The sequence below is a fragment of the Nissabacter sp. SGAir0207 genome (genome assembly GCF_005491205.1).
GTDB lineage: Bacteria > Pseudomonadota > Gammaproteobacteria > Enterobacterales > Enterobacteriaceae > Chimaeribacter.
This window is the reverse complement of record NZ_CP028035.1, coordinates 583,734-595,608: the sequence shown is the minus strand read 5'-3', so window position 1 is coordinate 595,608 and position 11,875 is coordinate 583,734. Positions and strand designations below refer to the sequence as shown.

Sequence of the window (11,875 nt, the reverse complement as noted above, 5' to 3'; positions counted from 1 at the left end):
AAAGGGTGACACAGGTGGAACAGTGGCCTGTGTGCAGAATTTGCATGACCTCTAGGTAAACAATGGTGATATGACGGCCCAAAGGTTGCAGAGTGGTGGCATTTCTTGAACCAAAAACATGGGGCCGGTACGGCCATGCTGTTTGAAATATCAGAAAGCACCACTGTGCTGTTTTCAACGATAATTAATGACAGTCAATGAATGTTCAGATCCAATACTGTTTTGCAGCCGACGTACTGGCACCCTGTTGTTCAGCAAGCGCCATATTCTCGAAGTGAAGATCAGCGGCTTTAATTTTTACCGAATTCGGGAATAGTATCTGTGGCCGGTACAATGAGTTCATCACGCTGTCCACGTCCTTGGTATCCCTCATCGCCAGCACCCTGTCTCTGGTTTTTTCTGAGAAGCAACGGAGATCGGAGACAATTCTATATGCCATCCCCTCCATCATATCGTCACCAAAAAATATCAGATCGGTTATTTTGTTATTTTCGACACTGCTGTGGAAAAAGGTATCATTATCCGAACGCTCCAGCCATTCGGGCCTTTTTGTCGTTGGCCGCTGATCGTTTTGAGCGAGATCGGTCAGTTCAATATGTGCATAGTCCCTGGATTTTTTCTTAATTTTATCAAGTGGTACGCTGTAAGATATATTGCCAAAACGGCTACGGGTTTTCGTTGACTTCTCACCCAGTGAGACAGAAAAGAAAACAAAGCTGTCTGTGGCAAAACTATCTAAATCCAGCTGAACCGTATTACTCTGGGAGAATTTAACGCCTCTTTTCTGCAAATTAATTCTCGACCGCAGTCTAAGATTACCGTTTTCCCTAAAATCGCTGTTGGTGAAATGTGTTAATGTGACAGGCTGCTTTTGGAAATACTGAATAAAGTTTGCCTCTGGTCTCGTCAGCGGCTGTGCTTTCAGGAGAGACAGATTTTGCTGTGATAAATTCCTGATTGCCGCAATGCCGTCTTCTTTTGGTAATTCGTGCCACGCCTCCCCCTCAGACACCATATGGTCATACGCCTTTTGCGCAGAGGAAGGTGCACAACCATTATTATCCCGTAGCGTAAGGGGGTTGTTTCTCACCATGCGAAACAGATTTAGCCCGTCGATTTCAAATCCCGGATCGGCCGCCGTCCAGCGACACAGCCACGGCGCATAGTAGCGATAGCCGTAATAATATAACCCGGTGCCATCCCGCTCTTTGCCTGAATACCGGATGACTTTATAGTCCGCCTCGACATTGCTGCGCGCTGACCACACTGCCGTGCCGCCGTAGGGGAAATACTCCTCTTTGCCGATCACCTGCCCCTGCTCATCCAGCTCAAGCGAGGCGGAACCGATATTATCGTCTACCGAGAAGCGTAACTGATCGTTGCCCAGCCCGGCAGGCTGGCCCATGATCCAGTGCAGAATACGGATGGCTTGACGCCCCGCCTGGGTGGTCACCACCTCCAGTTGCTCGCGGTAGGTCGGCGCGGCGCTGCTGCCTGCGGTTTCCTGCCAGCTGTCACGGATCTCCAGCCCGTCGAGATACTTCACATCATCGACGCGCCACACGCCGGTGGTGCTGTTCACCAGCCGGCGGGTCTGTTTGCGCACCCGCATCCCCGCCCGGTATTGATACACCTCCCGGTCATTCTGGGTTACCTCTGTCGCACTGCGTTCTATCAAAATCACGGTGTGCAGCCAGCCGCTCGGATCCCACTGGAGCGGTGAGCTGCTCCCGCCGTTCTGGAGCGTGCGCAGCTGCCCGGCTGGCGTAAACCAATTGTCCCATGCCACGTCATCCGGCGTCTGGCTGCCATTTTCCCGGCAGACCGTGCGGTTCGAGGCCACATCGGTCACCATCCCAGCGGTATGACTGACCGCCCCCAGATGTTGCAGGCTGCTCAGGTTACCGCTGTCATCATAGGCATAACTGCGGGTGTAATTTACGCAACGGCCCTCGCCTGCCCCCATGCCCTTCGGCGACGGCAGGCCGCTGTTCTGCGCGCCGTTGGTGGCATCCTCCCTGCCGGTGGCGCTGATGAGCTGGCTGAGCGCGTCATAGCCAAAGCGACGTTCACCGGTGGTCGTCTGGTTACAGAACCAGCTGGGCAGGGTCGTGTTGTCAATTACTGAGGTGACATTGCCCACCCGATCGTAATGATAATTCAGATCCTGCAACACCACGCCGTCGTGCTCCCGGCGGGCGACAATGCCCTGCAGACGCTGCGTCTGCGGTTCATAGCGGTAAGTGGTGGTCACGCCATTTCCTGACGCCTCGGTCAGCACCTGCCCGGCGGCGCTCCACGTCACTGACGCCAGCAGCGGCTTCGGCGCAGGTTGCCCGGCCAACTGCACCGCCTGTTGGGTTTGTCGGCCGCTGACATCATAGCCCGGTAACCGCCGGTGCCCGGCCGCGTCCGTCTGGCAAATGATCCGCCCGAGGGCATCGGCACGCAGCGTGGTGGCCCAGCTCCGCGATTCCAGCAGATCTGAACTCAGAGGGAACGGCTGCGGCCAGTCAGGGCGGGCGGCCGCATCGGTGAAAAACTGTTGCGAGGTGGCGAGCGGCACCCCGCACAGCGCCACGCTCTCCGTCGTCAGCAGCCCGCCCTCATCATAGCGACGGATGCACTGGCCCCGCAGGTTATGCTCCTGCGGCGTCAGCGTGTGCGGGTCATTATCGCCGTACACAAACCCGGCCGAGGTGCGGGTGACACTTCCGCTCTGCTGCCGGATGGACTCGGGTCTGCCGAGCGGGTCATAGCGCTGGAGGGTTACCGTGCCGGCCGGATCGCGTGACCAGACCGGGCTACCAGCGGCATTAAAAACCGCAACGTGCTGGCCACTGTCCGTATGCTCGCGTCGGGCCGTCTGGCCAGCGAGCGTCGAAAAGGTGATGAGATTGGTTTTCCCCTGACGGAAAAGACGCGGGTCGGCAGCGGAGCCGGAGAGGGCGTGATCGGCGACCGTGAGACGCGTGACCAACAGCGTCAGCGGTTGCTCCGGCAGCGTGCGATTCCAGTCCAGCGTGCGTACCGTCAGGCCCCGGTTATCCGTTACAGTGACAACCGGCGTCCCCGTGAATACAGTGTATGTCATGAAATTTTCCAGTTTGTCTGATGTTCAATACCAGGGACGTTGAACGAGCAGCCCGCTGGCAACCAGAAAAAAGGGTGACATAAATAGAACAGTGGCCTGTGTGCAGAATTTGCATGACCTCCAGGTAAAAAGAGTCATATGGCGGCCTGACCGTCCGAGGTCGTGACGTTCGGAGTGGGTTTTGATGGGATTAAGGCGATCTGCCCCCTCCCCCACGAAAAACCGTAAAAATGCCAACCGCGTCATCCCGGTCTTCTGGTGAGTGCCACTGCGCGCCAGAAGATGGCAGCCAGATGAAGGTGTTTTCCGGCCAGGTAGGTCATGTTGGCGGGCAAATAACAGGAAACGCCCTGTTCATTAACATGACGATAAAATACTGTTTACGGAGAGGCTACCATGGCGCCAGTGAAGCAACAGATGTACATCAACGGTCAGTTCGTTGAGAACCGCAGCGACAAGTGGATTGAGGTGGTGAACCCGGCGACGGAGGAGGTGCTGTCGCTGGTGCCGGAGGGCAGTGCCGAGGATGCGCGCCGCGCCATTGATGCGGCGGAGGCGGCGCAGGCGGGTTGGGAGGCGCTGCCAGCGGTGGAGCGTGGCAACTGGCTGATCAAGATTGCCGAAGGCATCCGCCGCCGCGAGGCTGAGCTGACGGCGACCATCGTGGCGGAGGGCGGCAAAACCCAGGCGCTGGCGAAGACCGAGGTGCTGTTCACCGCCGACTATCTGGACTACATGGCTGGCTGGGCGCGCCGTTATGAGGGTGAGATCGTGCAGAGCGATCGCCCGAACGAGAACATTTTGGTGTTCAAGAAGGCGATTGGCGTCACTACTGGCATCCTGCCGTGGAACTTCCCGTTCTTCCTGATCGCCCGCAAGGCCGCGCCAGCGCTGGTCACTGGCAATACCATCGTGCTGAAACCCAGCGAACTGACCCCCAATAATGCGGTGATCTTCGCCGAAATCGTGGATGAGGTGGGCCTGCCCGCTGGCGTGTTCAACATCGTCACCGGCTATGGCCCGGTGGTCGGCCAGGAGCTGGCGGGCAACCCGAAAGTCGGCATGGTCAGCCTGACCGGCAGCGTCAACGCTGGCATCGCCACCATGCAGGCGGCGGCCAACAACGTTACCAAGGTGTCGCTGGAGTTGGGCGGCAAGGCACCGGCCATCGTGATGAATGACGCCGACGTCGATCTGGCGGTCAAGGCGATTGTCAGCTCCCGCGTCATCAACACCGGGCAGGTGTGCAACTGCGCCGAGCGCCTCTATGTGCAGGAGGGAATTTATGAGGCGTTCGTCAGCCGCCTGACCGAAGCGTTCCGCCAGGTGACGGTGGGCGATCCGGCGCAGCAGAGCGAGCTGGACATGGGGCCGCTGATCACCCGTGCGGCGCTGGAGCGCGTCGAGCAGAAGGTGGCGCAGGCGGTGGAACAGGGGGCGAAAGTGGAGATTGGTGGCAAACGCTTCGGCGAGCGCGGCTACTTCTTCGAGCCGACGCTGTTGACCAATGTCCGCGCTGACATGGCGGTAATGAAAGAGGAGACCTTCGGCCCGGTGCTGCCGGTGATGGCCTTCTCCACGCTGGAAGAGGCGATCGCGCTGGCGAATGACAGCGAGTATGGCCTCACCTCCTCGATCTTTACCCGCGATCTGAATGTGGCGATGAAGGCGATAAAAGGGCTGAAGTTCGGCGAAACCTACATCAACCGTGAGAACTTTGAGGCGATGCAGGGCTTCCACGCCGGGTGGCGTAAGTCTGGCATCGGTGGCGCGGATGGCCGCCACGGGCTGGAGGAGTACTTGCAGAGCCACGTCGCCTACCTGCAATACCAGTAAGCGACCGGGTGCACGGGCCGTCGCCCGTGCACCCACGGGTATCAGCCCGGATAGATGCCGCGATCTTTACGCGCCATCAGGATGCGCTCACAGGCGACGATATAGGCCGCGGTGCGCAGCGTGCAGGACTTCTCTACCGCCTTATCCCAGACGTGCACCATCGCGTCAGTCATGATCTTGTCCATGCGCGCGTTGATCTCCTCCTCGCTCCAGAAGAAGCTCGCCATATCCTGCACCCACTCAAAGTAACTGACCGTCACACCGCCGGCGTTGCAGATCACGTCTGGCACCACGGTGATGCCGCGCGCCTTCAGGATGTCATCCGCCTCCGGGAAGGTCGGGCCGTTCGCCCCCTCCAGCACCAGCTTGCAGCTCAGTGACTCGGCGCGGGCGCGGGTGATCTGCCCCTCCAGCGCGGCCGGGATGAGGATGTCCATCTCCACCGTCCAGAAGGCCTCGCTGTCGATCTCTTTCGCGCCCGAGAAACCGGCGATCTGCTTGTGCTGGTTCTGCCACTCGCTCAGGGCGTGCAGGTCAATGCCGCCAGCGTTGAACAGCGTGGCGGTGTGATCCTGAATTGCCACCACCCGTGCGCCCGCCTCGGCAAACAGCCGCGCGGCCTCGCTGCCGACGTTGCCGAAGCCCTGCACCGCGATGCGGGCGCCCTCAATGCCAATGCCAGCGCGGCGCGCCACCTCTTTGCCGGTGACAAACACCCCGCGGCCGGTGGCCTTCTCACGCCCCAGCGAGCCGCCAAGGTGAATGGGCTTGCCGGTCACCACGCCGGTGACGGTGGTGCCGTGGTTCATGGAGTAGGTGTCCATCATCCAGGCCATCACCTTCGGGTTGGTGCCGACGTCCGGCGCGGGAATGTCTTTCTGTGGGCCGATGATGACGCCAATCTCGCTGGTGTAACGGCGCGTCAGCCGCTCCAGCTCGCCTTCGGAGAGGGAGAAGGGATCGACGCGGATGCCGCCCTTCGCCCCGCCATACGGCAGGTTGACCGCGGCGCACTTGATGGTCATCCAGGCGGAGAGCGCCATCACCTCATTGAGATCCACGTCGGGGTGGAAGCGGATGCCGCCCTTGCCCGGCCCACGGGAGAGGTTGTGCTGCACGCGGAACCCCTCGAAGTGGCGGATGGTGCCGTCATCCATCTGCAACGGGATGTCCACAATCAGGGCGCGTTTGGGGTGGCGTAGGGTATCAATCCAGCGTGACAGGTCGCCGAGGTAGGGTGCGACGCGGTCGATTTGTTGAAGGTAAGTGGACCATGCCGACGTGCTGCTCTCTGAGACGTAAGATAGCTTTTCCATAACAAACCTTTTTAAATAAAGTTATTTATGTTGTTAGAACCGTGGAAGTGACCTGCATATCACTATGCGGATATTAATCTAGCATTTAAAAAGCCGGGGTAAATGGCTAAATTCTGCGAAAAAGTTTCCCGTCAGGAAATTAAACCCGCCCAATGTGAATAAATAATTATCTTTTTGCGCTCCCATAGGGAAGGGATTTTTATGCAGTTTTTATGCACTCAAAATGCATAAAAAAGGAATTTTTCCTATTTTTCAGAAGCTTGAATGTGATCAAAAAGTGAATATTTTGCGATTCCGTGTGTTGACTTTGTTAAAGCACGCGGCCAGCATTGAGAGCATTCACGGGCCACCAGCCTGGCCATACCCATCAGGAATACAGGAAAAATTCCTTTATTTTCAGAAAAATACATTTCAGCGCCGCGCCAAGTGGCTGTTAATGCTCACGTTGGCACGATGTAACAACATGCTGGCTTAAATGAACTTGCGTGCAGGCCCTGAAACATTAAGGGCCGGGATGAGTTCGCCTTTAAAAAAATAGCGATCAGGAGAGGGTGTAATGTCTGAAAAAATTCAGCGCGACTGGTTTGATAAATATATGGTTCCCTGCTTTTCACCTGCGCCCTTTATTCCGGTCAAGGCGGCCGGTTCCCGCGTCTGGGATCAATCCGGCAAAGAGTATATTGATTTGGCCGGTGGCATTGCGGTGAACTCCCTTGGCCATGCGCAGCCTGCGCTGGTCGCCGCCCTCACCGAGCAGGCCAGCAAGCTGTGGCACATCGGCAATGGCTACACCAACGAGCCGGTGCTGCGGCTGGCGAAACGGCTGGTGGAGTCCACCTTCGCGGACAAGGTGTTCTTCTGCAACTCCGGGGCCGAGGCCAATGAGGCGGCGCTGAAGCTGGCGCGCAAGTATGCCCATGACCACCACGGCGCGCACAAGCATGAGATCATCGCTTTCAAGAACTCCTTCCACGGCCGCACGCTGTTCACCGTTACCGTCGGCGGCCAGCCGAAATACTCCGCCGACTACGCGCCGCTGCCAGCTGGCATCACCCACCTGCCCTACAACGACTTGCAGGCGGTGGAGAACCACATCTCTGACAAGACCTGCGCCATCATCGTCGAGCCAGTGGTGGGCGAAGGCGGCGTGATCCCGGCCGACCCGGCCTTCCTACAGGGGCTGCGTACCCTGTGCGATAAGTTCAACGCCACCCTGATCTTTGACGAAGTGCAGACCGGCGCGGGCCGCACCGGGATGCTCTACGCCTACCAGACCTACGGCGTGGAGCCGGATCTGCTGACCAGCGCCAAGGGGCTGGGCGGCGGCTTTCCGATTGGCGCGATGCTGGCGAAAGAGGCGTGGGCACAGGCTTTCCAGCCCGGCACCCACGGCACCACCTTCGGCGGTAACCCGTTGGCAGCGACGGTGGCGGAGCAGGTGCTCTCGCTGCTGGATGAGCCGCTGTTACAGGGCGTGCGCGAGCGCCACGACGAGATGATGGGCCGCCTGACGGAGCTGAATGCCCGCTACGGCGTGTTCAGCGCGCTGCGCGGCAAGGGGCTGCTGATTGGCGCGGAGCTGGCGGAGCCGTGGCGCGGCAAGGCCAAGGCCCTGACCAACCTGGCCGCCGAAGAGGGGCTGATCGCCTTGATCGCCGGGCCGGACGTGCTGCGCTTTGCGCCAGCGCTGGATATCAGCCACCGCGATCTGGACGAGGCGTTTGCCCGTCTGGCGCGCGCCGTGGCCCGCTTTGTCTGAGTTGCGGAGGTTGCCATGATGCTGTTTCGCCCGGTCAGGGAGACTGACCTACAGGATATCCTCGACCTCTCCGCCCGCGCTGGCGTCGGGTTGACCTCACTGCCGAACCACCCGGATCGCCTGCGCGCCCGCATTGCGCGCAGCCTGGAGACCTTCGCCGGGCTGCGGCCGCGCGCGCAGCAGGGCTTCCTGTTCGTGCTGGAGGATACCGAGCTGGCGCGGGTGGTGGGCGTCAGCGCCATTGAGGTGGCGGTCGGGCTGGATGAGCCGTTCTACAACTTCCGCATCCAGCGCACGGTGCGCGCCTCGCGCGATCTGGGGGTCTACAAAACGCTGGAGACGCTCACTCTCAGCTATGACCACACCGGCCACAGCGAGCTGTGCACCCTGTTCCTCGACCCGGCCTACCAGAAGAACCGCAACGGGCTGTTCCTCTCCAAGGCGCGCTTCCTGTTTATCGCCGCCTTCCGTGAGATCTTCTCGTCGCACCTGTTCGCCGAGCTGCGCGGGGTCGTGGATAGCGGCGGGCGCTCCGCCTTCTGGGACGCGCTGGGCCACCACTTCTTTGAGATCCCGTTTGCCGAGGCGGACTACCTGACCGGCATCGGCAACAAAACCTTTATCGCCGAGCTGATGCCCTCCTACCCGATCTATGTCTCGCTGCTGCCGGAAGAGGCGCAGCGGGTGATTGGCGAGGTGCACCCGCACACCGCCCCGGCGCGCGCCATCCTTGAGAAAGAGGGGCTGAACTGGCGCGGCTCGGTGGACATTTTTGACGCCGGCCCGGTGCTGGAGGGCGAGACCGACGCCATCCGTGCGGTGCGCGCCAGCCGCGTGCTGCCGGTGCATCAGGGGGAGATGGCCACCGGCCGCCCCTGCATCGTCGCCAACCAGCAGTTTGAGGATTTCCGCGCGCTGCTGGTGGAGACCGACGCCCATACCGGCACCCTGGCGCTCAGCGCCCCCATGATGGACTCGCTGCACCTGGCCGACGGCGACCACGCCCGGCTGGTCAGTTTACTTCCCGAGGAGCAGATTGCATGACCCATGCCGCACACTTTATCGCCGGTGACTGGCTGCCCGGCAGTGGCCCGCGCTTCAGTAAATTCTCCCCCAATGACCAACAGGTGCTGTGGCAGGCGCAGAGCGCCGGGGCCAGCGAGGTGCAGGCCGCCGTGCAGGCCGCGCGTGACGCCTTCCGCGGCTGGTCACGCACGCCGGTTGCCGGGCGCATCGCCATCGTGGAGCGCTTCGCTGCCCTGCTGGCGGATCACAAGGAGCCGCTGGCGCGCCTGATCAGCCAGGAGACCAGCAAGCCGCTGTGGGAGACGCGCACCGAGGTGCAGTCGATGATAGGCAAGGCCGCCATCTCGGTGGAGGCGTGGCAGCGCCGCACCGGCGACAGCGAAACGCCGATGGCCGACGGCAAGGCGCTGCTGCGCCACAAGCCGCACGGCGTGATGGCGGTGTTCGGCCCCTACAACTTTCCCGGTCACCTGCCGAACGGCCACATCATCCCGGCGCTGATTGCTGGCAATACGCTGGTGTTCAAGCCGAGCGAGCTGACCCCGGCCACCGCCGAGATGACGGTCACGCTGTGGCAACAGGCCGGGCTGCCAGCGGGCGTGCTCAATCTGGTGCAGGGCGGGCGCGAAACTGGCCGGGCGCTGCTGGAGAACCCGCAGATTGACGGCGTGCTGTTTACCGGCAGCGCGGCGGCGGGCTTCCACTTCCACCGCGTGCTGGCGGGCCAGCCCGAGAAGATGCTGGCGCTGGAGATGGGCGGCAACAATGCGCTGATCGTTGATGGCGTGGCGGATCAGGATGCAGCGGTGCATACCATTATCCAGTCGGCCTTTATCTCCGCTGGCCAGCGCTGCACCTGCGCCCGCCGCCTGCTGGTGAAGGCCGGGCCGGAGGGCGACGCGCTGATCGACCGGCTGGTGGCCGTCAGCCAGCAGATCCGCGTCGGCCGCTGGGACGCCGATCCGCAGCCCTTTATGGGCGGCGTGATCTCCTTGCAGGCGGCGGAGTCGATGTTGCAGGCGCAACAGCAGTTGCAGGCGCTGGGCGGCCGCACCCTGCTGGAGATGACCCAGCCGGACGCCAACGCCACCCTGCTGACGCCGGGCATCATTGAGCTGACCGGCGTGGCGGGAGTGCCGGATGAGGAGCACTTCGGCCCGCTGCTGTCAGTGATCCGCTATCAAACATTTGAGGAGGCGATAGACCTCGCCAACCAGACCCGCTACGGGCTGGCGATCGGCTTGATCTCGCCGGATCCGGCACGCTTCGACCAACTGGCGGCGGAGGCGCGCGCTGGCATCGTCAACTGGAACAAGCCGTTGACCGGTGCCTCCAGTCAGGCCCCGTTCGGCGGGGTCGGCGCGTCCGGCAACCACCGGCCCAGTGCCTTTTACGCCGCCGACTACTGCGCCTGGCCGATGGCCTCACTGGTCAGTGAGGATCTGGCCCTGCCCGCCACCCTCAGCCCTGGCCTGCACTTCTAACCTATTGAGGTTTCTATGTCTGGATTTGAAGCAAATTTTGATGGTCTGGTCGGCCCGACGCACCACTATGCCGGGCTGTCAGTCGGCAACGAGGCCTCGCTGCACAACAAGGATGGCCTCTCCAACCCGCGCAAGGCCGCCTTGCAGGGGCTGGCGAAGATGAAGGCACTGGCGGACGCCGGTTTTGTGCAGGGTGTGCTGCCGCCCCAGCCGCGCCCGAATGTCACGGCGCTGCGCGCACTGGGTTTCAGCGGCAACGATGAGCAGTTGCTGCGGCAGGCGGCGGCCAGCGCGCCACAGTTGCTCTCGACCCTCAGTTCGGCTTCGTCAATGTGGACGGCCAACGCCGCCACCGTGTCGCCCTCCGCCGACAGCGCCGACGGGCGGGTGCACTTTACCGTCGCCAATCTGAACAACAAACTGCACCGCTCGCTGGAGGCTCCGGCCACCGCGGCGATCCTGCGTGCCACCTTCCCGGCGGGGGAGCACTTCTGCCACCACGACGCCCTGCCGCAGCATGGCGATTTCGGCGATGAGGGGGCGGCCAACCACAACCGGCTCGGCGGCGACTACGCCACGCCCGGCGTGCAGATGTTTGTCTATGGCCGCCGCGCCTTTGGCGACGGGCCGCAGCCGCAGCGCTACCCGGCGCGCCAGACGCTGGAGGCCAGTCAGGCGGTGGCGCGCCTCCACCAGCTCGACCCGGCGCGTACCCTGTTTGTGCAGCAGAACCCACAGGCCATCGACAGCGGCGTGTTCCATAACGACGTGATCGCCGTCAGCAACCGCCACGTGCTGTTCCACCACCAGCAGGCGTTTGTCGATCAGGCGGCGGTGCTGGCGCAACTGGAGCAGAAGCTGGCGGCGCTCGGCCAGCCCTTCGCCAGTCTGGAGGTGCCGACGGCACAGGTGAGTTTGGCGGACGCCGTCGCCTCCTACCTGTTCAACAGCCAGTTGCTGAGCAAAGCCGATGGCAAAATGATGATTGTGGTGCCGGAGGAGTGCCGCCAGCGCGACAACGTCTGGGCCTACCTGACGGAGATGACCCAGCGCGCCAACTCGCCGGTGGATGAGGTGCAGGTGTTTGACCTGCGCGAGAGTATGCGCAACGGCGGCGGCCCGGCCTGTTTGCGGCTGCGGGTAGTGCTGACCGAGGCGGAGCGGGCGGCGGTCAACCCCGGCAGCCTGCTGGATGAGGCGCTCTATCAGCGCCTGACCCGCTGGGTGGAGCGCCACTACCGCGACCGGCTGCACCCGAATGACCTGGCCGACCCGCAGCTGCTGCGCGAGGTCTATGTGGCGCTGGATGAGCTGTCGCAGATTTTGCGGCTCGGCGCTGTCTATGATTTCCAGCGCTAAG

General features: G+C 61.8%; 7 protein-coding genes. 5 read left to right on the top strand and 2 right to left on the bottom strand.

Going from position 1 to position 11,875, the window contains the following annotated elements:
• Positions 1 to 205 precede the first annotated feature (205 nt).
• Complete coding sequence (locus C1N62_RS02620) at positions 206 to 3,094, bottom strand: RHS repeat domain-containing protein (protein ID WP_137762162.1); 2,889 nt, start codon at positions 3,092 to 3,094, stop codon at positions 206 to 208.
• Between the two features lie 396 nt (positions 3,095 to 3,490).
• Here C1N62_RS02620 and aldA point away from each other — a divergent pair, with 396 nt between their 5' ends.
• Positions 3,491 to 4,930 carry an aldehyde dehydrogenase gene (aldA, locus tag C1N62_RS02615; RefSeq protein ID WP_137762161.1) on the top strand — a complete coding sequence of 480 codons (1,440 nt, stop codon included), beginning with the start codon at positions 3,491 to 3,493 and terminating at the stop codon, positions 4,928 to 4,930.
• Positions 4,931 to 4,971: 41 nt separating this feature from the next.
• On the opposite strand, the gene C1N62_RS02610 is transcribed toward aldA, so the two are convergent.
• Complete coding sequence (locus C1N62_RS02610) at positions 4,972 to 6,246, bottom strand: Glu/Leu/Phe/Val dehydrogenase (protein ID WP_137762160.1); 1,275 nt, start codon at positions 6,244 to 6,246, stop codon at positions 4,972 to 4,974.
• 556 nt (positions 6,247 to 6,802) lie between these two features.
• Here C1N62_RS02610 and C1N62_RS02605 point away from each other — a divergent pair.
• Genes C1N62_RS02605 through astB form a run of 4 tightly spaced genes read left to right on the top strand, consistent with a single transcriptional unit; the run spans position 6,803 to position 11,874 of the window.
• Positions 6,803 to 8,005 carry a bifunctional succinylornithine transaminase/acetylornithine transaminase gene (locus tag C1N62_RS02605; RefSeq protein ID WP_137762159.1) on the top strand — a complete coding sequence of 401 codons (1,203 nt, stop codon included), beginning with the start codon at positions 6,803 to 6,805 and terminating at the stop codon, positions 8,003 to 8,005.
• 18 nt (positions 8,006 to 8,023) lie between these two features.
• Positions 8,024 to 9,049, top strand: a complete 1,026-nt coding sequence (gene astA, locus C1N62_RS02600; protein ID WP_240775756.1) for an arginine N-succinyltransferase — start codon at positions 8,024 to 8,026, stop codon at positions 9,047 to 9,049.
• Positions 9,046 to 10,515: a succinylglutamate-semialdehyde dehydrogenase gene (gene astD, locus C1N62_RS02595; RefSeq protein WP_137762157.1), complete on the top strand. Its 1,470-nt coding sequence runs from the start codon at positions 9,046 to 9,048 to the stop codon at positions 10,513 to 10,515. The genes astA and astD overlap by 4 nt, the downstream gene beginning before the upstream one ends.
• Positions 10,516 to 10,530: 15 nt before the next feature.
• Positions 10,531 to 11,874 carry an N-succinylarginine dihydrolase gene (astB, locus tag C1N62_RS02590; protein ID WP_137762156.1) on the top strand — a complete coding sequence of 448 codons (1,344 nt, stop codon included), beginning with the start codon at positions 10,531 to 10,533 and terminating at the stop codon, positions 11,872 to 11,874.
• Position 11,875 lies beyond the last annotated feature (1 nt).